A 22,125-nucleotide genomic window follows, 5' to 3' on the forward strand; every position below is an offset into this window, starting at 1 on the left:
CCTTTTTTATGTATAAGAGTTATTAAGCAATACCGATGTACTTTAAAGTTTTTGATGGAGTACTATGATCAAAGAAGTGTTGTAAAAATGCGATGTCAACACCTGATTTGTATGCACAATATCCCCAAGTTTTTCGAAGTGTATGTGAGCTAATCCCTTCTAATCCAACTTCTTTTGCAGCTTTGTTTAAAATGTACCATGCATGTTGTCTCGTAATAGATTTTGTTCCTTTTTGAGACTTTAATAATGGTTCATTACGTTTCCAAGTTTTACGTTCTTTCATGTAGTCTTCGATCGCGTGCTGTAAGTCTTCATTTACAGCAAACCATTTATGTTTCTTTACCTTTTCATTGTAAAATAAAATGGAATGGCGAACATTTTCATTTTCATCGATTACATCACTAACTTTTAATTGTAAGATTTCACTTACTTTTAAGCCAGAATTTACAGCTAATACGAATAATAAGCCATCACGTTTCGAAGATTGTAAAAGTATATTTTTGATAGTTTCTAATTGTTTTTCATTTTGAATAGGTTGTCCTGCTTGTTTCATTTCACGCACTCTCCTCTTTTATGTGTGTAAAGGAAAGGATTAACTTGTTTCTAACTATAAAGGGAGAGTGTGAATTTCATGTGAACTCCTAGTGAAATTAAGACAAATTATTTGACTTCTTTTACTTTTTGTAAATTAAAGTAGAATATAACACTATTAGTCGTATTATATACACCGTACTCGGCATGATGGAGATCTAAAATGTTTTTTACAATAGATAAACCGAGACCGGTACCTCCAGTATGACGGCTACGGGATGCATCTAAACGGTAGAAACGATCCCAAATTTTTTCAAGACTTTCTTCTGGGATAGGGTTTCCTGTGTTTTCGATTTCGACTTTTACTGTATCTTTCATTGCTATAACGGAGACTTGTATTTTTTCTCCATCTGGCGTATAGCGAATTGCATTGCTAAGTAAGTTCACAACGACTTGCTCAATACGACTACGATTAGCTTTAACAAATATCGAAGAGTCTACATCTATGTTTACTTGTAAATGCTTTTCCTCCATGCTAAATAATAACTTTGTATAGACTTGTTGAATTAATTCACCGATTGAGAATGTCGTCATATCTAGTTTGTACGTACCTGATTCTAATTTTGCCAATTCTAACATTTCAACAATAAGTCTGTTCATGTTTTCTGTTTCTTCTAAAATAACATCTGTGTAATACGTCGTATCTTTACTAACGCCATCTTTAATTCCTTCTGCGAAACTTCTAATTACACTGAGTGGTGTTTTTAATTCATGTGATACACCAGAAATGAATTCTTTTCGCGTTTTTTCCAATTGACGTTCACGTTCAATATCTTGTTGCAATTTTGTATTGGCAACATTTAATCGATCGATTCGGTCTTTTAAGTTTACAGATAACGTATTAATACTGCCGGAAAGCCCACCAATTTCATCGTCTGCTGTTACAGGTAATTTCTCACTAAAATCAAAATTGGCCATTTTCTTTGTAACGCGATTCATTTTAATTAATGGTTTCACAATGATTTTTGAATAGTAGAAGGATAATAAAATAATTACGAGAAATACGATTATTAAGGCATAGACATAATAATCCTTTAAAACGAGCATTGCTTCATTAACAGGTTGTAAAGACGCTATCGCAAAAGCGTATTCTTTAATTTTTCCATTTTCAATAATAGGTTTTACAAAGATACTATTTTTTATATTTTCTCCGCCATCTATTATATAAGTGTTTAATTGCTGCGAGTTAGCAGTGCCATTTCTAATAATCTCTGCAAAATATTGAACGGCTTGTAATGTTTCAAAATCATTTGCAAGGCGAACATCCGCTTTGGATGGAAGCTGTAACTTAGATACAATACCAGTAAACTCAATTTGAGTCACAGTTTTGGATCGGCTTGTAAGTCTATTTTTAGCAGGGTTGCCATTAATGGATTGAAAATCTGAATTGACATTTTCGTTTTGCCATCGATTATAGTTTGTTGTCAATTCTAGCGGTGTTATGGTGGAATCTTGTACAAAACCGACGACGTTTATCATCCCATCTTTTTTCAATCCTAAGTTTTCAAATTTATTATATTCTTCGGGCGTTAAAACATTATTGAGTGGAATGGAATATGCTTTATTATTTTTAGGGTTAATTACATCAATGTAAAAATTATTGTCGCTTTTAATAATGCCGTTCGCATTTAAAAACTGCATTTCAGCATTTGTTTTATCATGAAACTCTTGTTTTAGTTTTCGAACTTCCTCATAAGTTTTACCACTTTCTTCGTAAGTATCTACAAACTTCTCAAAAGCAGTTTGAACTGTTTTTACTTTTTTATTAATATAAAATTTCTCTAAAAATAGAGATTGTCCTAAGAAAAAAAGGAGGAATATGATTGTAAATAATGTTGATGTTAATAAAAATAGTTTAAAGACGATACTTCTGTTTTTCACTGCGTCACCTCTTGTGAGAAATACTGTAAATGATTTCTTTATTATAACAAACGTTACAAAAAAGTAGAGGAGAAAATCTGTCTCTTCCGAAAGTAGTTTTTAATAAAAAGTCACATAAAAAGAACTCGACAGACGTATGACGAGTTCTTTAGTGTATTATTGTTGAATTGCTGCATCTAAAGCAATTTCAATCATTTCGTTAAATGTAGTTTGACGCTCTTCAGATGTTGTTTCTTCACCAGTGAAAATGTGATCGCTTACTGTTAATACAGATAAGGCATTTACACCGTATTTCGCTGCTAATGTGTAAAGAGCAGTTGTTTCCATTTCTACTGCTAGTACACCATAATCTCCAAGTTTTTTAACCATGTCCATGCTTTCACGGTAAAATACATCTGCTGTTAAAACATTACCAACACGAACGTGTAAGCCTTTTTCAGTTCCAGCATCGTAAGCTTTCTTTAAAAGGTCAAAGTTTGCAGCTGGTGCAAAATCAAAACCTGGGAATGTTAAACGGTTCATATTAGAATCCGTACAAGCTGTCATTGCAATAATAACGTCACGTACTTTTACGTCTTTTTGAATCGCACCACAAGTTCCAACGCGAATTAAATTTTTAACTCCGTAGCTTTGGATTAATTCGTTTACATAAATAGAAATAGAAGGAACACCCATACCCGTACCTTGAACAGATACGCGTTTTCCTTTATAAGTTCCAGTGAAACCTAACATACCACGCACGTTATTATAGCATGTAACGTCCTCTAGAAATGTTTCCGCAATATATTTTGCACGTAATGGATCACCAGGTAATAGAATAGATTCAGCAATTTCGCCTTGTTTTGCTTCAATATGTACACTCATGAAAAGTCCTCCTTATAATGTATTGATAGAAATCAATATCATTTGCATTATACACTACGAATCCTTTCAATTAAAATCTTTTAATTATTTGTAATATGTGCAAAGCAGGAGGATTTCATAAATCATAATCTAGAATATATATGTAAGAAGTTTTGTATGAACAGAGACAATAAAAATGGTAGGTGATATTTTGAAAAATCTTGTCATTGGACTTGTTGCTTTATTATTTATTGTACTAGGCGGATTTTACATAAAAAAGTATCAGGAAACTACAGAGACTGTAGGTGATGTTCAGGAAGTAAAATGGGATGTGTCAAATGGAAAAGGAAATGAGAAAGTAGATATTTTGTTTCAATTACTAAATCATAAAAATAACGAAGTTCGTGGTGTGAATGATCAAATTCGGGCAGTTATTGTAGACGGACAATTAAAACAAGTACAACAAATGAAACCTACATTTGCAGGAAATGGATCCTATAAGGTATCTTCCAAAATAGCGAAAGATGAAGGCTATACAATATTTTTATATGAAGACAAAAATAAGTCTGTGCAATCATTTGCGAAGAATGATTTTGGGAAAGAGATGGACGAAAAAAATAAGAAAAAAGCAAAATTCCCAATCGATAGTGTACTTACAAAAAAAATAGGGGAGTATGAAGTTTCTCTTTTGTTTGGTGCATTGCATCCAAATGAACCAGCGACATTAACGTTTCAATTCCAAGCGAAAAAGGGTGAAAAATTGAAATTACATTCAGAGAGAGGAGAAGTCGAGGCGCTCTATATTGTGGACGAAACGAGAGAAAACTTTTTATACGCAATACCTGTTGATACAGATGAGCAAGTACAATATCGCATTACATTTCCTGCCGAAGGAGCGTATAAAATATGGGGAGATTTCTATATAAATGGTAAGAAATATGAAAAAGAATTTATTGTACAAGTTCAAAAAAGAAAAAACAGCTAAATGTTTAGCTGTTTTTTCTTTTTCCTATTAATTTTGTTACAGAGAGCATTGTAATTGGTAAAGAATGATTCTTTCTAAATGCTAAATATTTACCGCTCCATGCTGGTTTATATTTTTCTTTAAAATGACGTAGCCCGCTGAAACTATACGTATAACGAACATTATTAAAGATGGCAGCAGCAACTCGTTCAGACCAGAAAGATTGTGTCGATAAACCTACATTTGAAAGTGGTGCCATACCAATATTAAAGGAATGGTATTCATTTTCTTTTGCCCACTGGAACAGGTGGATGAAAATTGCATCCATAATGCCACTAGGTGCATCTGGATAATAGCGCATTAAATCAACAGACAATGATCCGTCTTGATATACGGGCATAAAGGTTGTAAATGCGATGATTTTTCCATCTGCATCAGATAATGTAGCGATAGGTGCTCGGCTAATATATTCGCGATCAAAGTATCCGAGTGAAAAGCCTTTCTCTTTTTTACCGCCGAGCCACGCATCTGAAACTTTCTTTAACTCTTCATATAGTTCATCTGAGAATGGTGGCTGGTGAATAGAGAATGTATAGCCTTCTCTTTCAAAACGGTTGAAAGTCGCTCGCATACCAGCGCGTTTTTTCCCTGTTATTGTAAATGTATTTAAATCAACGACAGCTTCTTCACCAAGCTTAAAGAAGTTATAACCAAAATCATGATATAAACTCATCCATTTACTTTCGATTTGGTAGAATACACAAATGTATCCAAATCGATCAGCCTCAGCTAAAAACTCTTGTAACACAGTACGGTAGGAGGAAGGATCTCCAATTGGATCACCTAGCACAACAAGACGTTTTCCTGTTATAGAGAAGAGAAGGAGCGCTTTCCCATCACTACTGAAGAAGAATTGTTTATCACCTAAAAATCCTAAATGACTAAGTACATTTCCGTCATGTTCATCTAAAAAGTTTTGCAATCTTTTATCATTAGCTGGTTGCCCGGGAAATTCATTTCGATAACGATTGGCAATGAGTGAGCCAATCAGTAAAAAGGTAGGAACGAAAAAGGCAGCTGCTAATGCACTTCGTTTCACTTGTGTAATATTACGAACGACAAAGTCAGGTTTAAAAGCTTCTTTTGCACCTGCAAATAAAATACCTAAGTTTTTATATAAATATAAAGTTATAAGTAAGAATATAAAAACTTTTACCATATCAGAAAGCGAAACTTCCATTTTCTCTCGTACAAATCTTTTACGAAGCATATATAATACAGCGAGTACGATTAATAAAATAAACGTCTCTTCAATATCAATTCCTTTGAGCGTATTAAAGATGGCTGCCCCGATTAAAGAAATAATCGTCATATAGTAAGAACGTTTTGTTCCATAATATATCCCTCGCGAAAGGATTAGCAGGAGAATACCAAATGTTAGTGATAAGCTAAAAGAAAATTGAATAAGATGTTTTGGAGCTAGAATATGTAAGGCGTGTGCCCTGTTTATACTTGTTGGTAGAATGGTCGATAAAATAACCATTAAGCCAGCAAATACTGTTAAAGCAGCAGATGCCCATGAACCTAGTTTTCCTAGAAAGTCACGCTGCAAGGTCCATATAACACCAGTTGTTTCTAGTGCAGGCGCAATAAAAGGTTTATCTTCAAACTTTTTAATGGCCACGCCTGTCATTTCAAAAGCTGCAAAAATAAGACCAAGGCAGAAAGGTAAAATGTAATAGACAAGGCGATATAATAACATAGCAGGTAGTAATACGCCTGTATCAATGCCGTATTGTCCGAGTCCAGTTAAAAAGACAAGATCAAATGACCCAAGTCCACCAGGTACAAGGCTAACAACGCCAGCTAAAGCAGCAATTACATATACACCTAAAAACTTTTGAAATTCGATATCGATGCCAAATAATATTAATATAACGTACATAACAATACCAGCAGATACCCACTCGACTAATGAAACTAATGAGTATAAAACAGTTGGGTTTTTCTCTTCTTCTTCTTCTTGTCCTTCAGTTTGGTTTGTTTTTCTATTTTTAAGTTTAGAAAATCCAATATATATAGGGACGAAAAGAGCAAAGAAGATAAGAACAGGCCATAGCCACGGTTTTTCATGCAAAATAAAACTTGTGTCTAATATTCCAATAAGACCGAGGAATGAAAGAATGGCTAATCCGTTAATAAAAGCAGTTGTCATCCAGGCGATACTTTTAATAAGTTTGCCATTTTCTTTTATGTATGGACGATAAAGCATTGTGCGTACACCAGCTCCAACGAGACCACCAAATCCAATAAATCCATTTAAAGTATTAGCAATCCATGAGATACGGAAAATCTTTTGGACTGGTATATCAGCTTTTAAATAACGAAGCATAACATAGTCATAAAAGAACATTGTTGATACGGCAAATGCGCCAAGTGTAATTGCTAAAAAGACTCCTCCGGTTGGAATGTTTTTAATTGTATTGATTGCTTCTAAAAAAGAAATGCCTGCTAATTCTTTTTTTGCTTGAAAGAATACAATTGTTAATACAATAAATGGGAAGATAATTTTCCCAATTTGTAAGAAACGTTTCCATGAAAACGACATAAATACAACTCTCCTTGTATAAGAAAACTGAGACAATAATATTATTATGACAAACTTCAAGAAAAATAAAAAGGTAAATTCCTTTATAGGGAAGCTATTTTTTATAACGGTTATATTTAAAAGAGTATTCCGTTTGTCAGAAAATTAAGTTAAAATAAATTGAAAGAAGGAAGAGAGGGGAAGTAGATGATTATAATAGGTTATGCGGGATATGAGTTAGAGAAAGCAAAACCTAATACATCAGAAGATTTCTTTAATAGATCTGAAGTGACATATATATTAAATAATGAAGAGAGAACTTTTTCCGTTTTATACGTTCGATATTTTGAAGAAGTTTTACAAGAAATTACTTCTTTTGAAGGAAATCCAGTATGTCAAGTAGAAGAACAAGACATATATTTGCGGGAAATTGTAGCGATATGTTGTTTACTGAAAGAGAATGAGCTTCGTACACAAAAACGTTTGTATGTAAATAATATAGAAGAATTCCAACAATATTTTGATGCGGGAACAGTGGTGAAAGTACAAGAAATATTGGCTGAATTACATAAAAATAAAAGAGTAGAAATAGCGTGAAATGGCAAAGGAGAGGGAAAAAATGTCTAATCTAATGGTTGAAAATCAAACAGAACAAGTTTCTATGTTTTTAGAAGATGTTATTACTTTGATAACCAATTATGTAAATTATCATACGTTGCCTTCTTTATTAGAAGAAACACCAGCAGGGAACGAGCGATATTATAAAGGGTTATTAGCATCAATGAGACGTCTTCTCGTTTTTTGTGAAGAAGGACATGATGCATGTTTTGTTCTGTTAAATAGCCAGCCATTTCGAAAAACAGCAGCTGAAAAAATTTTATATAAAATTTATCATCAAGTAATTGCAGAGTTTTTCTCACCAAAGAGTGATCATTGGTATGAAAATAGTCGGTCTGCCTATACAGGGAAAAACTCCATTGTTTTTCAACAAACGCCACCAGCATCTGTAGAGCAAGTGATGAAGAGTTTAGAAGGTAAATTTCAATTGATGCGTGAAGAACTAGAATATTATGAGACGGATTACCAAACAAAGATGTTACACAAATATTAATTGCGAAAAAGAAGCTAAGGGGACTTAGCTTCTTTTCCTTTTGTAAAGTTATATAAGGGATTTCCTTTGAATATATTTATGGGGATAGCATTAAGGAGGTGTAACATGAGTCAGCAAGGTGTATTTACAGATTACTTTCATGAAGTAGAGAGCTGGTGTGAAAGTGTTCTTCACGTATTAGATAGCCGTGCAATGGAAGTGTATGATGTCCATATGCTTGCTTATAAAATTCAAACGTTATTGGATCGTATGAAAGAGCATGAGTATGATACAGATGCAGAGTTTATGTATGAAATAAGTGATGATGTAGAACATATTCAGCATCACTTGCAGGAAGTATTCGTGCAGGGAGAAGAGGAATATGAACTATATGAAAGAGGGGGTAGTGAACGAGCTGTTCCAATTGGAGGGCACACACTTCCACCATTACCTTATCCGTATAATGCGTTAGAACCTTATATTTCTAGAGAAATTATGATGTTACACCATGATAAACATCATCGCAGTTACGTGGAAGGATTAAATAAGGCAGAGAAGATGATGGAAGAAGCGAGAAAAACGAATCAATTTGATTTAATTAAACATTGGGAAAGAGAAGCGGCTTTTCATGGATCAGGTCATTACTTACACACGATATTTTGGAATAACATGAAAAAAGATGGTGGTGGAAGTCCAAGAGGGGCTCTTTCACAGCAGGTTGAACAAGACTTTGGGAGTTTTTTACGTTTTCAAAAACATTTCACAGAAGCAGCTTCTAAAGTGGAAGGATCAGGATGGGCGATTCTCGTTTGGGTTCCACGATCTGGAAGATTAGAAATTTTGCAGAGTACACTTCATCAATTATTTACACAATGGGATACGATACCGCTCCTCGTACTAGACGTGTGGGAACATGCGTATTATTTACAATACCAAAATCGAAAAGATGAATATATTAAAAACTGGTGGAATGTTGTAAATTGGCCTGATGTCGAAAAAAGATTTGAAAGTGCGAAACAAATTGAATGGACACCGTATTAGACGCAGGTTTTCTGCGTCTTTTTTATTGGAAGGGGCAAGAGATTTCGTTCATATTTTAAAAGGCCAAGCATACACTTGTACAAAAAGTGCCAAAAGGACGTGGGGGGAAATATGAGACGAATTTGTGTAATAATCACGCTTCTTATTATGTATGCAAGCGTTATGCCAATTCCTACATATGCAAAGATGAACAGTAATGTCAGTGCTCGAAATGCTGTATTAATGGAGCAACAGTCAGGTCGTGTATTATACGGGAAAGCAGAACATGAACCACAAAAAATTGCTAGTATAACAAAAATTATGACAGCCTTGTTAGCTGCTGAATCAGGAAAAATGAAAGAAATGGTATCGGTTAGTAATGAAGCGGTGAGAGTAGAGGGATCAGCAATTTATTTAAAGCCTGGACAGAAAGTGAAGTTAGAGGATTTAGTATACGGACTCATGCTTAGATCTGGTAATGATGCAGCACAAGTAATTGCTGAAAATGTAGGAGGGAGTATAGAAGGGTTCGTATATTTAATGAATGAAAAGGCGAAACAAATTGGAATGAAAGATACGCACTTTTCAAACCCACATGGTTTGGATGGAGATGGGTCCCATTATTCGTCCGCTTATGATATGGCACTTTTAACGAAGTATGCAATGGGGAACGAAACCTTTAAGAAGATTTTTGGAACAAAAACGTATAAATCAGACTCATGGGATTATCCGTGGAAAAACAAACATAAACTTGTGACGTCGTATTATGAATTTGCAACAGGAGGAAAAACAGGTTTTACGAAGAAAGCAGGACGGACGCTTGTTACAACAGCATCAAAAGATGGACTAGATCTAATTGTCGTGACTTTGAGCGCTTCTAGCGATTGGGATGATCATATGAATTTATTTGATAAGGGTTTTGAACGTTTCAAGCAAACGAACGTTGTAGGACAAGGAGCTCTTGCTGAAATAACTGAAAAGAAATATGCCAATCATGTCTATACAAAAAATAGTTTTGCGGTGCCATTAACTGAGCAAGAAAGAAAGGATGTCGTATTAAAAGTTGAACTCGATAAAAGTGCAAAACTTAAGGATGGTGTAAAGGTTGGGAAGACAGAAATTTATGTTGGCAATGAGAAAGTTGGAGAACGGAATTTATTTTATAGTAAACGAAAGTTAGTAGCTACAACGGGAATGTACTGGAATAATGTGAAAGAAATTTTTTCTCATATGATAGGTGTTGGAAGCGATGGTTAATCTCGTATGGGTAGCGATGGCAGTCATAGGGATCGTATATGCCATGATAAATGGAACGATGGAAGCAATAAATAAAGCTGTATTTGACGGAGCAAAAGACGCAGTAACAATTTGTATAGGACTGATTAGTGTTTTAGTGTTTTGGCTTGGTTTAATGAAAATTGCAGAGGAAGCAGGGTTGTTAAAAAAGTTAGTGTCACTTTTTATGCCGATCGTAAAAAGGTTGTTTCCAGAAATACCGAAAGATCATCCGTCAATGGGATTTATTTTATCGAATATGATGGCAAACTTTTTTGGGTTAGGTAATGCAGCGACCCCTCTCGGTATTAAAGCAATGGAACAATTGAAAGAGTTAAATGGAGGGAAGGACTCTGCGAGTCGTTCTATGGTAACGTTTCTCGCGTTAAATACATCAGCGATTACTTTAATTCCTACGACTGTCATTTCGATTCGAATGACGTATGAATCAGCGAATCCTACTGAAATTGTTGGGGTAACATTCATTGCACAAGTACTCTCTATGATCGGAGCGATTTGGATTGACCGCTATTTTTACCGAAGAAGGAGTAGGAAGGGGCGGAAAAAATGAGCATTGTCAATACAATTTCATTATGGGTAATCCCTTGTGTAATTGGTTTTATCCTTTTATATGGCACGATAAAGAAAGTGCCAACGTATGAATCATTCGTTGAGGGAGGAAAAGAAGGAATTCAAATTGCAATCTCCATTTTACCGTTTATGGTTGGAATGCTCGTATCTATTTCTATATTTCGAGCTTCAGGTGCGTTAGATGCAATGATATCAGTAATGAAACCGATGTTAGATTTAATTCATGTCCCAGCAGAAATTGTTCCGCTAGCACTTATACGCCCTATTTCAGGCTCTGCTGGTTTAAGTATTACGACCGATTTAATTGCCACATATGGGCCAGACTCATTTATTGGAAGATTGGCTTCTACGATGCAAGGGAGTACAGATACGACTTTTTATATTTTAACAGTATACTTCGGAGCTGTTGGAATTAGAAAAATGGGAGATGCATTAAAAGTAGGACTTTTTGCCGATTTGATCGGAATTATTTGTTCAATTGTGTTTGTTTCTTTAATGTTTAAGTAATGCTATTCATTTTTTATGCTATTTCGCTTATAATACGTATACGACCACTATTAAGGTGTTGCTTAATAGTGGTTTTTTTATGCGGTATTTTTGACAAAATGATGAACTTTTATTGTGAGCAATATGAAGAATATGGACAATAATAAAAGGTAAAAACATGATTTGACCTTTATATGTTTATTATCATCGCTATGTTGTTTAAGTAAGATGAAGCGAAAAGCCGTCAAGTGTATGCGGTTGCCAAGTCTTTCTAATGTAAGGTAAGATAAATTCGAGGTGAAAAAAAGAAATGGAACGATTACAAAAAGTGATTGCGCAAGCAGGTATTGCATCAAGAAGAAAGGCTGAGGAATTAATTCAGCAAGGAAAAGTGAAAGTTAACGGAAAAATAGTGAAGGAGTTAGGAACGAAAGTCACTCCTCAAGATAAAGTAGAAGTAAATAACATCCCTCTTGAAAAAGAAGAACCTGTTTATTTTTTACTATATAAACCAACTGGCGTAATTTCAAGTGTATCAGATGATAAAGGAAGAAGTGTTGTAACAGACTTTTTCCCTGAAATTAGACAACGTTTATTCCCAATCGGACGCTTAGATTATGATACGTCGGGCGTATTATTGATGACAAATGATGGGGAATTTGCAAATGTATTAATGCATCCGAGATATAAAGTTGAAAAAACGTATGTTGCAAAAATTAAAGGGCCATTAACAGGTGAGAAAATTCGCATGTTAGAACGAGGTGTTGCATTAGAAGATGGGAAAACAGCACCAGCACAAGTGAAAATTATTTCTTGGGACAAGCGTAAAGAAATGGCGATTGTACAATTAACAATTCATGAAGGACGTAATCGTCAAGTACGTCGTATGTTTGAAGCGTTAGATTGTAAAGTAGTGAAACTAAAGCGTGAACGCTATGCTTTCTTAGAAGTAGGAAGCCTGCGACCTGGTGATGCAAGAGAATTGACACCACATGAGGTAAAACAATTACGTGCATTGGCTTCTACAAAGCCTCGCTAATCGATCTTGTGAAAATTTCACCAGTGGAATGCTCCGCTGGTGATTTATTAAAAAATACATATATTCATCACTCGTCGAAGAGGGGAGACAATATGAAAAAAAATCGCTTATTATTTCGCGTTATTATTCTGCTCATTTTATGTGGTGCTGTAGGATTTACACTTTATCAAGGATTCTTTGCTGATAAAGAGAAAATGCAAATCGGAAAAGAAGCACCTAACTTTGTTGTGACAGATTTAGAAGGAAAGAAAATTGAATTAAAAGATTTAAAGGGAAAAGGTGTATTTTTAAACTTTTGGGGCACTTGGTGTAAACCTTGCGAGAAAGAAATGCCTTATATGAATGAATTATATCCAAAGTATAAAGAAAAAGGCGTTGAAATTATTGCGTTAGATGCAGATGAAACAGAAATTGCTGTTAAGAACTTTGTGAAACAATATGATTTGAAGTTCCCAGTCGCTATTGATAAAGGAACAAAAATCATAGGGACATATAGCGTAGGACCATTACCGACAAGCTTCTTGATTGATAAAGATGGAAAAGTAGTCGAGAAAATTATAGGTGAACAAACGAAAGAACAGTTAGAAGGATATTTAAAGAAAATTACTCCGTAATAAAGAAAGCCTTTACATAAGAGGTGCTCACCTATAGCACCTTCGGTTTAAAAATTCTGAGTATTGCGGTAACTTGAGGTTAGAATATACAATAGTACATATAGATACAGGGGCGGTGAGAGTGTTGAAAGAAATTAAGTGTGAATGTGGACATGTTAATCCAATAGGAACTGTTTTTTGTGAGGCTTGTGGGAAACCATTTGAAAGCAATGAAAATATAAAACTATTGGATATGCGCTATGAGGGGAGTGCACGAAGATCTCTCACGCAAACAAAAACGATTGTCGATAAAATTTGGAGCTTTTTCTCTTCTGTAAAAGTGGGTGTATGGCTCATTGTAATCACTTTAGCTGCATCGGCGATTGGAACTATTTTTCCACAAGAAATGTACATAACTCCAGGGATTGCACCAGCTGAATATTATAAACAAGAATATGGATTTTTAGGACAATTATACTATCAATTAGGATTTAATAATTTATACGGTTCGTGGTGGTATATGATTTTAATTGCTTCAATTGGTATTTCACTTGTGATATGCAGTTTAGATCGTGTCATTCCGCTTTATAAAGCCTTAAAGAAGCAAGGGGTGAAAAGACACCCTAGCTTTTTAAAGAGACAACGATTATACGGCACTGGTACACCCCAAGATGGTGATTTGGAAAAAATCCAAATGAATTTAAAGAAAACGAACTATAACGTGAAAGTGGAAGACGGTAACATTTTAGCTGAAAAGGGACGGTTTTCACGCTGGGGTCCATATGTGAATCATATCGGTCTCATTATCTTTTTATTCGGTGCAATGCTCCGTTTTTTACCGAGTATGTACGTAGACGAAGCGCTTTGGTTACGTGATGGTGAAACGAAAGAAATACCAGGAACGGATGGGCAATACTATCTAAAAAACGAGAAATTTATAAAGGAAGTTTACGATAAAAGTAAGGACAAGGAAGTTTTTGATGAAGCAATTGACCGTGTAGGTGATAAAATGATTGCGAAAAACTTCCAAACGAATGCGGTATTATATAAAGTGGTTGGCGAAAATATAGCAGGACAAAAACCGAAATTGGAAAAGATAAAAGAAGCGGAAATTCGAGTAAATGAGCCGATGAAATTTGATCAATTTGCTGTTTATCAAGTGGATTACAAAGAAAGTGAATTTAAAAGCATGTCATTCCATTTGCAAAACAAAGAAAATAATCAAAAGTGGGGACCAATCAAAGTTGATTTAACGAATCCTACAGAAAAATTCGATTTAGGAAATGGTTATTCTTTAGAACTATTAAGCTATTTTCCTGATTTTTATTTTGACGAGAATGGAAGACCGAATACAAAAACGAAATTGCCAAACAACCCTGCATTTGTGTTTAAAATGTTTACGCCTGAAACACCAGATGGTGAAGTGAGTTTTGTTGGTATTCAGCAAAATATAGAACCAGATGGGAATAACAAATATAAAATGTCGTTTGCAGGTGTTGAAATGCAAAATGCAACAGCACTTACTGTAAGGAAAGATTTAACGCTTTGGATTCTCGGTATTGGAGGATTTATATTTATGGTTGGTGTCATTCAAGGGATGTATTGGAATCATCGCCGTATTTGGATACAACGCGTTAATGATGAATGGTGGATTGCAGGACATACGAATAAAAATTGGTTCGGTTTAAAGAAAGATATTGAAAGAGTACTAGAAGGTACAGCAATTCCGCAGCCAAGCGATAAAGTAGTGGATAAAAAAATTAGTTAAGGTGGGGAAACGATATGGTGCAAATAAGTAGTAACTTCCTCTTTACCGCATTTATTTTATATTTAATTGCAACTCTATTTTTCGGGGGAGCCATTAAAGAAAAGGGTCATAAATGGGCAAATATAGGAATAACGATTACAATTTTAGGGTTTATTGCACAGACAGTATATTTTGTTACAAGATGGATTGCATCAGGACATGCACCAGTTAGTAACTTTTTTGAATTCGGTACATTTTTCGGCATGATGCTTGTCGGAGCATTTATTGTCATGTATTTTATGTATCGCGTAAGTATAATCGGACTCTTTGCATTACCAGTTGCACTTTTATTAATTGCCTATGCAAGTATGTTTCCGAGGGAAATTTCGCCGCTTATTCCTTCTTTAAAAAGTAATTGGTTACATATTCACGTGACGACTGCAGCGGCAGGACAAGCAATTTTAGCAATTAGTTTTATTACGGGCGTTATGTATTTATTGAAAAATGTAGATCAATCAACGAGAAGTAAACGTACATTTTGGTTAGAAACGGTAGTGTTCACACTTGTTTGTACAGTTGGTTTTATTGGGGTGACAACGGTATTTTCTAGTATGAAATATGAAGCGAAGTTTCAATGGATTGATAAAAATGAACAACAAGTGGAAATGAAGTACAATCTTCCGGCTTTAGTAGGACCGCACGAAGGAAAGTTATTGACAGAAAATAAATTAGAACCGACAGTTGAAGTTCCAGCGATTGTAAATGCGAAAAAGTTAAATACTGTTATTTGGTCAGTGTTAGTTGGGACATTACTTTATATTGTATTAAGACTTGTTTTACGGAAACGAGTATCGGCAGCACTTCAGCCGTTAGTAAAAAATACAAATAGTGATTTACTGGATGAAATCGGATATCGTTCTATTGCAATTGGATTCCCAGTTTTCACATTAGGTGCATTAATTTTCGCCATGATTTGGGCACAAATAGCGTGGACGCGTTTTTGGGGCTGGGATCCAAAAGAGGTTTGGGCGCTTATTACTTGGCTCTTTTATGCGGCGGTATTACATTTACGCTTATCAAAAGGATGGCACGGAGAGAAGTCAGCGTGGTTAGCGGTAATTGGTTTTGCAATTATTATGTTTAACTTTATTGTAGTAAACTTAATTATCGCGGGTTTACATTCATACGCATAGAGAAATAAAATAGGAGAGTGAATGTCACTTTCCTATTTTATTTTTGTCAACTTTTCTTCTTTTTTGAGAAAAACATGACAAAGTAGCGGTTGATTTTGTAAAATGATGTCGAGGACATTATATACTGTTCAAAAAAAATACATAGTTTTGGAAAAAAATTGAACAAACTTTATTATTCTTGTGAAGCATAATATGGGAAGTGAAACATTTAGAAGATTGCTTAAATAAACGAGAATAGCGTAACATACTAGTGTAGAAGGGTAGGTGTAAACCGTTGTGGTAAAAGTACGCGACGGGTAGAAATGGAAAATGAATCAAGAATTTTAATTGTAGACGATGAGGATCGTATTCGTCGTTTGTTGAAAATGTATTTAGAAAGAGAACAATACACAATTGAAGAAGCGGACAATGGTGATACAGCTTTAGAAATGGCACTGCAAAATGATTACGATTTGATCCTACTAGATCTTATGATGCCTGGTAAAGATGGTATTGAAGTGTGTAAAGGAGTTCGTGAGAAGAAAGCGACGCCAATTATTATGTTGACAGCGAAGGGTGAAGAGGTAAATCGAGTACAGGGGTTTGAAGTAGGAACTGATGATTATATTGTGAAACCATTTAGCCCACGTGAAGTAGTACTTCGTGTGAAAGCGGTCTTACGCCGTTCAGTACCAACAACATTCTTTACACAAGATACAACGACAAAAGATGTTACTGTGTTCCCTCATTTAACAATTGATAATGATGCACACCGTGTTACAGCAGATGGTAATGAAGTAAACTTAACACCGAAAGAGTACGAATTACTATTATTCTTAGCGAAAGCGCCTGATAAAGTATTTGATCGTGAGCAATTGTTAAAAGAAGTATGGCAATATGAATTCTTCGGAGATTTACGTACAGTTGATACGCATGTAAAGCGTTTACGTGAGAAGTTAAGCAAAAAATCACCAGATGCTGCGAAGATGATTGTTACCGTTTGGGGCGTAGGTTACAAGTTTGAGGTTGTGAACGACTGATGCTTTGGAGAAGTGTAGTAGGGAAGTTATGGATGACCATATTACTTCTCGTTTCGTTTGTGCTTGGATTTGTTGCGATTTTACTTTCACAGTTTTTTAGAACATATTATGTTGATATGAGTGAAGCAAGACTTCAAAAGGTTGCAACAAGTGTCTCAGAGTTAATTGAAGAAGGTGCCGATGTAAAAACGATTGAGAATATCGCGTACAAATTCTCTGATCCCCTTTCAAGGATTATTATTGTAGAAGATGGTAAAGAAATATCTTCTTCGCCGAAACAAGAAGGGTTAGTCACTCTTACAATGGATGATTTGAAAGAAGATAAAGAATTAGCGGCTGTTTTTACAGACAAAAAAGAAATTAAGAATAACATTAGAAAAGCCTCTAATAGTAGAAAGAATAAAAACACTGAAAATGATATTATGATTGTCGGAAAACCAGTGCAGTCAAAAAATCAAAGTGCAGTGTTCGTATACGAATCTTTAAAAGTTCCGATACAAGGTATGGAGAGAACGACTGATTTCATTTTCTTATCAGCAGGGATTGCGATTATATTAACAACTTTCTTTGCATTCTTCTTATCTACTCGAATTACAGCACCACTCCGTAAAATGCGTGAGGTTGCTTTTGAGGTGGCGCGTGGGAAGTTTGATGCGAAAGCTCCTATGGTATCTCAGGACGAGATTGGTGAGCTTGCAACGGCCTTAAATCAAATGGGGAAACAGTTGAAGTTTAATATGAATGCTCTGCAGCAAGAGAAAGAACAGCTAGCTAGTATTTTAAGTAGTATGGCAGATGGGGTTATTACGTTAAATCAAGAAGGTGAAGTCGTTGTAATCAATCCGCCGGCTGAACATTTCTTACAAGTTTGGCAAGAGGAAAAAGAAGTAGAGCTCAGTAAAAAGCTGCCTTCTGAACTTGTTGAATTATTCCATCTTGTTGTAGAAAGTGAACAACAACAAGTGGTTGAAATTAATTTACAAAAAGGGAACTATGTAGTTCTTATGACGCCGCTTTACAACCAAACGAAAATTCGTGGTGCTGTAGCTGTATTACGTGATATGACGGAAGAACGCCGTCTTGAGAAGATGCGTCAAGACTTTATTGCAAACGTATCACATGAACTTCGTACACCGATGGTAATGCTTCAAGGGTATAGTGAAGCGATTTTAGATGATATTGTGCAAACGAAAGAAGAAATTAATGAGTTTGTTCAAATCATTTATGATGAATCTGTTCGTTTAGGTAAACTTGTAAATGAACTATTAGATTTAGCGCGTATGGAAAGTGGTAATGTAGAGTTACATATAGGTGAAGTTGATATTCATCCTTTCGTTGAAAAAATAGGTCGTAAATTCCAAGGAATTGCAAAGGATAAAGAAGTCGCATTAACGGTTGATTTCCAGAATCCAATTGAACAATACCCGTTTGATGCAGATCGTATGGAACAAGTATTGACGAATTTAATTGACAACGCAATTCGTCATACGAATGCAGGCGGACATGTAACGCTTGTAATTGATACGAAAAATAATGGTCTTACTTTTGAAGTACGAGATTCGGGCGCTGGTATTCCAGAAGAAGATATTCCATTTTTATTTGATCGTTTCTACAAAGCTGATAAAGCAAGAACACGTGGAAAAAAAGGTGGAACGGGGCTCGGGCTTGCGATTGCAAAAAATATTGTGCAAGGCCATGATGGTAAAATTGCTGTTTCAAGTGTTGTTGGAGAGGGAACTACATTCTCTGTATATTTACCGAATCGTATAATTTAGATATACGTTTTTAAAGTTGATAATGAATAAAGTTCTACTGTTTTTTATTTTTTTGTAAAATCAATTAAATAAATAATAGTAGAACTTTTTTTCTATCTTAGTCGAATGAAGAATAGTAAGAGGGGTGTCGTGAAGTGATGAAATTATACACGAAAACAGGAGATAAAGGGACAACGAGTGTAATAGGCGGCAGAGTGGATAAAGATAATATCCGAGTTGAAGCATATGGCACGATAGATGAGGCGAATTCTCATATTGGATATGCAATGACTAAGCTACAAGGCGGATCTTTTGGAGATATTTACAATGAACTTGAAAATATTCAACATGAACTATTTGATTGCGGGGGAGACTTGGCGATAGTAGAGGGGAAAACACCTCATAAAGTAACGATTGAAATGGTTGAAAGCTTAGAAAGAAGGATTGATTCGTATATAGAAGAAGCACCGCCGTTAGAGCGTTTTATTTTACCAGGTGGAAGCGAAGCGGCAGCTGCTATTCATATTGCGCGTACAGTTGTAAGGCGAGCAGAACGATGTGTAGCGTCCTTGCAAAAAGAAGGGGAAATAAATGGAGTTGTTCTAAAGTATGTAAATAGATTATCTGATTATTTGTTTGCGGTAGCTAGAGTAATAAACGCTCGATTACAAGTAAAAGATGTGGAGTATAATCGCAGTGCAATCGTTTTCCGTAATAAAGAAGAGAAGGAAGTGGAGTGATTCACTTTCTTTTTTTGTATACTTTTTTCTGTAATATACCAAAATAGAGAAGGTATGGTGTTAATTAGAAAACGGAGGATGTATATGAAAGTGTTAAAATGTGGTGTCATGTTATTGACGGTATTGTTTTTATCTCAATTACATGTGTACGCAGAGGGAAATCGATGGACATGGCCTGTTGAAGGGCAGATAAGTGATTATTTTGGGACAAGGCATGGAAAACACTACGGTATAGATATAGCGGCACCGATTGGCACGCCTGTGGCAGCTATTCAAGAAGGTAAGGTAACGAAGTCTTATTATTCAAGTAGTTATGGAAACGTTGTATTTATTAAACATGGAGAATATGAGGCTGTGTATGCACACTTAAATAAGAGATATGTAGTTCAAGGGGATTATATTTCAAAAGGAGAAATAATTGGAGAAGTAGGAAATACAGGAGAATCGAGAGGTGCACACTTACATTTGGAAGTTCATCAAGGAAGATGGACGATAGCAAAAAAGAATGCGATGAATCCATTGCTTGTTTTACATGAACAGAGAAATGAAGTCGTTTCTTCATCGTTATATGTCGTGCAAAAAGGGGACACTTTAGTTAGTATTGCACGGAAATTTAGTATGTCAGTTAAGGAAGTTAAAGAAAAAAATGGATTGCAGCAAGATCGGATTTATCCAAATCAACAATTATACGTAAAGTAAAGAAGAGCTAGTTTAACTAGCTCTTCTTTTACCAAAAAATAAAGACACATATAAATCCAGAAATAGCTAAGTAGCTATATAAGTAAAATACTTGCGTTCTTGTTTTTTCGTTTGTCCGAAACAGTACAATTGTTGGTTCAATTAAACCGATTGTCAAACAAAGTAGACCAAGAAGCATACAACCGATTGAAATGGAGTACAGGGCAATTTGTGGTGCTTGAAATGGAATCATCCATTTTAATAAAAATGCAATAAGTGCAGTGTAGCAAATGCTGCCGATGTATTTATTCAACGGTGCATTAGAACGGAACCCTGGAAGTTTTTTTAAGAAAGAGCGGGAAACAACTTCAGTTTGTAAAGATGTATGCTCTTCAATTATTTTTTGAGCTTCTTTTCCTTTTTGGAAAAGGGATAATATCCAGTTTCGCTCCCCTTGAAAAATAAATTGTGAAGTTGTCAAGTAGTGATCAATCTTCACTTTATTCCAACTCTTCCACGGATGACGCTCGCATAATTTTAATTTACTCTCTGTTTTTTTATCATACTGATAAATACTGATGCCATCTTCATCGAAAGCAGCATAGTATGTCTCGCTTGAGAATGTGCCTAGATCAATTGGACAGTAGAAAAGTAATTCTTTTTTTAAGTAAAAGTATTCTTTTCTTAAGTTTTTTTTCATTGCTTCTCGAATAGAGTGTCTCTTTTCTTTCTTCATGACATTTCCTCCATAATCCAGAAAATGTTCTTATCTTAACAATTCAACATCTTATCACTTTTAACTATATATGACTAGTGGATTCATAGGAGAAATACCTAATACTAAAAAATATGGGGTGTATTGTAAAATATAGCGATTGGTTTCAATTATATAAAATTAATAACTTATTTTTAATAAGTTACACTTTTTTTGTTCACAACACGATCATGTTGTTGTATAATGAAGTGGAAAATAGAATATCGGTCTATCTTCGGGGCAGGGTGAAAATCCCGACCGGCGGTGATGAACTATATGTGATTTTGTTCTAAGCCCGCGAGCCGTTAAGGCAGGATTTGGTGTGATTCCAAAGCCGACAGTACAGTCTGGATGGGAGAAGATGGAGGTTCAAGCGTTCAAAAAAGATAGGTATTTGAACGTCTGTTTGATGTGCCTTAAATTCTCCCTTTGTGTAAAACACAAAGGGTTTTTTCATTCTATGAAAAAATAGGCATAGCAGAACCTTTCCACTTTCCATGAGATGATCGATGGAAAAGGAGAGAGAAAGATGAAACAAAAAAACAGTGTAGTGCAGATGGTGAGTGTAGCGATGCTAAGTAGTATTGCATATTTACTGATGATGTTGGATTTCCCGTTTCCAGGGCTTCCGCCATTTTTAAAAATTGATTTTAGTGATGTACCAGCTCTAATTGCTGCGATTATTTTCGGGCCAGTTGCAGGGATAATTGTAGAAGCGATAAAGAATATTTTACATTACGGGATTCAAGGGAGTTTAACGGGAGTACCAGTTGGAGAAATTGCTAACTTTATTGCAGGATGTTTATTTATTGGACCAGCAGCTTTCTTATTTAGGAAGTATCGTACTGTTAAGAGTTTAACGACAGGATTAATGCTAGGTACAATTACAATGGCGCTCATTATGAGTGTATTAAATTACATCATCATATTCCCAGCTTACACTTGGTTTTTAAATTCACCAGCTATGTCTAGCGAAGCGATAAAAACAACGGTTGTAACGGCAATATTACCATTTAATTTGATTAAAGGAATTGTTGTGACAATTGTATTTGTAGCGTTATTCTCACGCCTGAAAGTATGGGTGTTTGCAAAAATGAAAAATGCATAAAATATAAAGTGAAACTTTAATTAGTGGGATTTTTGTTTATCCCCCACTAATTATTAGCCCTTACCAATCGGGCCTTTACGGACAGCCCGTCCCTCATCTAACTTCTTTGCTTTCGTTGGATTTTGAGGGGGGGATCTTACTGCCTGGCAAATAGCGGGGAGAAATAAAACCA

Annotated in this window: 21 protein-coding genes and 1 riboswitch; of the genes, 16 read left to right on the top strand and 5 right to left on the bottom strand. The window is 35.2% G+C overall.

Annotated features, from left to right (window positions below; all coding sequences use genetic code 11):
- Window positions 1–22 precede the first annotated feature (22 nt).
- The 3 genes from KZZ19_RS07325 to deoD all read right to left on the bottom strand — a co-directional run bounded on the left by KZZ19_RS07325 (window position 23) and on the right by deoD (window position 3,336).
- Window positions 23–553 carry a tyrosine-type recombinase/integrase gene (locus KZZ19_RS07325; protein WP_000806236.1) on the bottom strand — a complete coding sequence of 177 codons (531 nt, stop codon included), beginning with the start codon at window positions 551–553 and terminating at the stop codon, window positions 23–25.
- Window positions 554–660: 107 nt separating this feature from the next.
- Window positions 661–2,472: a sensor histidine kinase gene (locus tag KZZ19_RS07330; RefSeq protein WP_237982589.1), complete on the bottom strand. Its 1,812-nt coding sequence runs from the start codon at window positions 2,470–2,472 to the stop codon at window positions 661–663.
- Window positions 2,473–2,628: 156 nt separating this feature from the next.
- Window positions 2,629–3,336, bottom strand: a complete 708-nt coding sequence (deoD, locus tag KZZ19_RS07335) for a purine-nucleoside phosphorylase (RefSeq protein ID WP_000110707.1) — start codon at window positions 3,334–3,336, stop codon at window positions 2,629–2,631.
- Window positions 3,337–3,511: 175 nt separating this feature from the next.
- On the opposite strand from deoD, the gene KZZ19_RS07340 reads away from it, so the two are divergent.
- On the top strand, window positions 3,512–4,300 hold the full coding sequence (locus KZZ19_RS07340; protein ID WP_237982588.1) for a hypothetical protein: 789 nt from the start codon (window positions 3,512–3,514) through the stop codon (window positions 4,298–4,300).
- A gap of 4 nt (window positions 4,301–4,304) precedes the next feature.
- Here KZZ19_RS07340 and mprF read toward each other — a convergent pair whose 3' ends face one another.
- A complete protein-coding gene (mprF, locus tag KZZ19_RS07345; RefSeq protein WP_237982587.1) occupies window positions 4,305–6,887 on the bottom strand; it encodes a bifunctional lysylphosphatidylglycerol flippase/synthetase MprF in 2,583 nt (860 codons plus the stop codon).
- A gap of 186 nt (window positions 6,888–7,073) precedes the next feature.
- On the opposite strand from mprF, the gene KZZ19_RS07350 reads away from it, so the two are divergent.
- From KZZ19_RS07350 to KZZ19_RS07415, 14 genes are all read left to right on the top strand, one after another.
- Entirely contained in the window at window positions 7,074–7,463 is a 390-nt protein-coding gene (locus tag KZZ19_RS07350; protein WP_098343593.1) for a hypothetical protein, read from the top strand.
- A gap of 22 nt (window positions 7,464–7,485) precedes the next feature.
- A complete protein-coding gene (locus KZZ19_RS07355) occupies window positions 7,486–7,977 on the top strand; it encodes a YpuI family protein (protein WP_088095745.1) in 492 nt (163 codons plus the stop codon).
- Between the two features lie 105 nt (window positions 7,978–8,082).
- Complete coding sequence (locus tag KZZ19_RS07360; protein WP_088095746.1) at window positions 8,083–8,997, top strand: superoxide dismutase; 915 nt, start codon at window positions 8,083–8,085, stop codon at window positions 8,995–8,997.
- A gap of 111 nt (window positions 8,998–9,108) precedes the next feature.
- A complete protein-coding gene (dacB, locus tag KZZ19_RS07365; protein WP_141532664.1) occupies window positions 9,109–10,233 on the top strand; it encodes a D-alanyl-D-alanine carboxypeptidase DacB in 1,125 nt (374 codons plus the stop codon).
- On the top strand, window positions 10,226–10,822 hold the full coding sequence (spmA, locus tag KZZ19_RS07370; RefSeq protein WP_000247806.1) for a spore maturation protein SpmA: 597 nt from the start codon (window positions 10,226–10,228) through the stop codon (window positions 10,820–10,822). The genes dacB and spmA overlap by 8 nt, the downstream gene beginning before the upstream one ends.
- On the top strand, window positions 10,819–11,349 hold the full coding sequence (spmB, locus tag KZZ19_RS07375; protein ID WP_000029511.1) for a spore maturation protein SpmB: 531 nt from the start codon (window positions 10,819–10,821) through the stop codon (window positions 11,347–11,349). The genes spmA and spmB overlap by 4 nt, the downstream gene beginning before the upstream one ends.
- 289 nt (window positions 11,350–11,638) lie before the next feature.
- Window positions 11,639–12,367 (top strand): 23S rRNA pseudouridine(2605) synthase RluB, encoded by a 729-nt coding sequence (rluB, locus tag KZZ19_RS07380; protein WP_088095750.1) that lies wholly within the window; start codon window positions 11,639–11,641, stop codon window positions 12,365–12,367.
- A 92-nt stretch (window positions 12,368–12,459) separates the two neighbouring features.
- Window positions 12,460–12,981: a thiol-disulfide oxidoreductase ResA gene (gene resA, locus KZZ19_RS07385; RefSeq protein ID WP_088095751.1), complete on the top strand. Its 522-nt coding sequence runs from the start codon at window positions 12,460–12,462 to the stop codon at window positions 12,979–12,981.
- A gap of 121 nt (window positions 12,982–13,102) precedes the next feature.
- Window positions 13,103–14,728 carry a cytochrome c biogenesis protein ResB gene (gene resB / locus KZZ19_RS07390; RefSeq protein WP_237982586.1) on the top strand — a complete coding sequence of 542 codons (1,626 nt, stop codon included), beginning with the start codon at window positions 13,103–13,105 and terminating at the stop codon, window positions 14,726–14,728.
- A 14-nt stretch (window positions 14,729–14,742) separates the two neighbouring features.
- Window positions 14,743–15,900, top strand: a complete 1,158-nt coding sequence (resC, locus tag KZZ19_RS07395; protein WP_088095753.1) for a cytochrome c biogenesis protein ResC — start codon at window positions 14,743–14,745, stop codon at window positions 15,898–15,900.
- Between the two features lie 302 nt (window positions 15,901–16,202).
- The gene (gene resD, locus KZZ19_RS07400) at window positions 16,203–16,919 is read left to right on the top strand and encodes a DNA-binding response regulator ResD (RefSeq protein WP_000426862.1); all 717 of its coding nucleotides are present in this window, start codon (window positions 16,203–16,205) and stop codon (window positions 16,917–16,919) included.
- On the top strand, window positions 16,919–18,694 hold the full coding sequence (gene resE, locus KZZ19_RS07405; RefSeq protein WP_088095754.1) for a sensor histidine kinase ResE: 1,776 nt from the start codon (window positions 16,919–16,921) through the stop codon (window positions 18,692–18,694). The genes resD and resE overlap by 1 nt, the downstream gene beginning before the upstream one ends.
- Before the next feature lie 137 nt (window positions 18,695–18,831).
- Entirely contained in the window at window positions 18,832–19,413 is a 582-nt protein-coding gene (locus tag KZZ19_RS07410) for a cob(I)yrinic acid a,c-diamide adenosyltransferase (RefSeq protein WP_237982585.1), read from the top strand.
- 84 nt (window positions 19,414–19,497) lie between these two features.
- A complete protein-coding gene (locus tag KZZ19_RS07415; RefSeq protein WP_237982583.1) occupies window positions 19,498–20,112 on the top strand; it encodes a peptidoglycan DD-metalloendopeptidase family protein in 615 nt (204 codons plus the stop codon).
- Between the two features lie 28 nt (window positions 20,113–20,140).
- On the opposite strand, the gene KZZ19_RS07420 is transcribed toward KZZ19_RS07415, so the two are convergent.
- Entirely contained in the window at window positions 20,141–20,827 is a 687-nt protein-coding gene (locus tag KZZ19_RS07420; RefSeq protein WP_237982582.1) for a hypothetical protein, read from the bottom strand.
- 245 nt (window positions 20,828–21,072) lie between these two features.
- A riboswitch (FMN riboswitch) is annotated at window positions 21,073–21,212 on the top strand.
- Window positions 21,213–21,374: 162 nt separating this feature from the next.
- On the opposite strand from KZZ19_RS07420, the gene KZZ19_RS07425 reads away from it, so the two are divergent.
- Complete coding sequence (locus KZZ19_RS07425; protein ID WP_000810850.1) at window positions 21,375–21,953, top strand: ECF transporter S component; 579 nt, start codon at window positions 21,375–21,377, stop codon at window positions 21,951–21,953.
- Window positions 21,954–22,125 lie beyond the last annotated feature (172 nt).

Origin of the sequence: Bacillus thuringiensis, from assembly GCF_022095615.2 — a bacterium.
Taxonomy (GTDB): domain Bacteria; phylum Bacillota; class Bacilli; order Bacillales; family Bacillaceae_G; genus Bacillus_A; species Bacillus_A cereus_AG.

Excerpts from the sequence above, each read along its gene's own strand:
- dacB (WP_141532664.1), top strand. The coding sequence starts at position 9,109 with ATGAGACGAATTTGTGTAATAATCACGCTTCTTATTATGTATGCAAGC.
- KZZ19_RS07340 (WP_237982588.1), top strand. The coding sequence starts at position 3,512 with ATGGTAGGTGATATTTTGAAAAATCTTGTCATTGGACTTGTTGCTTTA.
- spmB (WP_000029511.1), top strand. The coding sequence starts at position 10,819 with ATGAGCATTGTCAATACAATTTCATTATGGGTAATCCCTTGTGTAATT.
- deoD (WP_000110707.1), bottom strand. The coding sequence starts at position 3,336 with ATGAGTGTACATATTGAAGCAAAACAAGGCGAAATTGCTGAATCTATT.
- KZZ19_RS07410 (WP_237982585.1), top strand. The coding sequence starts at position 18,832 with ATGAAATTATACACGAAAACAGGAGATAAAGGGACAACGAGTGTAATA.
- KZZ19_RS07325 (WP_000806236.1), bottom strand. The coding sequence starts at position 553 with ATGAAACAAGCAGGACAACCTATTCAAAATGAAAAACAATTAGAAACT.
- KZZ19_RS07350 (WP_098343593.1), top strand. The coding sequence starts at position 7,074 with ATGATTATAATAGGTTATGCGGGATATGAGTTAGAGAAAGCAAAACCT.
- resA (WP_088095751.1), top strand. The coding sequence starts at position 12,460 with ATGAAAAAAAATCGCTTATTATTTCGCGTTATTATTCTGCTCATTTTA.
- spmA (WP_000247806.1), top strand. The coding sequence starts at position 10,226 with ATGGTTAATCTCGTATGGGTAGCGATGGCAGTCATAGGGATCGTATAT.
- KZZ19_RS07360 (WP_088095746.1), top strand. The coding sequence starts at position 8,083 with ATGAGTCAGCAAGGTGTATTTACAGATTACTTTCATGAAGTAGAGAGC.
- rluB (WP_088095750.1), top strand. The coding sequence starts at position 11,639 with ATGGAACGATTACAAAAAGTGATTGCGCAAGCAGGTATTGCATCAAGA.
- KZZ19_RS07425 (WP_000810850.1), top strand. The coding sequence starts at position 21,375 with ATGAAACAAAAAAACAGTGTAGTGCAGATGGTGAGTGTAGCGATGCTA.
- KZZ19_RS07420 (WP_237982582.1), bottom strand. The coding sequence starts at position 20,827 with ATGAAGAAAGAAAAGAGACACTCTATTCGAGAAGCAATGAAAAAAAAC.
- KZZ19_RS07415 (WP_237982583.1), top strand. The coding sequence starts at position 19,498 with ATGAAAGTGTTAAAATGTGGTGTCATGTTATTGACGGTATTGTTTTTA.
- mprF (WP_237982587.1), bottom strand. The coding sequence starts at position 6,887 with ATGTCGTTTTCATGGAAACGTTTCTTACAAATTGGGAAAATTATCTTC.
- resD (WP_000426862.1), top strand. The coding sequence starts at position 16,203 with ATGGAAAATGAATCAAGAATTTTAATTGTAGACGATGAGGATCGTATT.
- resC (WP_088095753.1), top strand. The coding sequence starts at position 14,743 with ATGGTGCAAATAAGTAGTAACTTCCTCTTTACCGCATTTATTTTATAT.
- KZZ19_RS07355 (WP_088095745.1), top strand. The coding sequence starts at position 7,486 with ATGTCTAATCTAATGGTTGAAAATCAAACAGAACAAGTTTCTATGTTT.
- resE (WP_088095754.1), top strand. The coding sequence starts at position 16,919 with ATGCTTTGGAGAAGTGTAGTAGGGAAGTTATGGATGACCATATTACTT.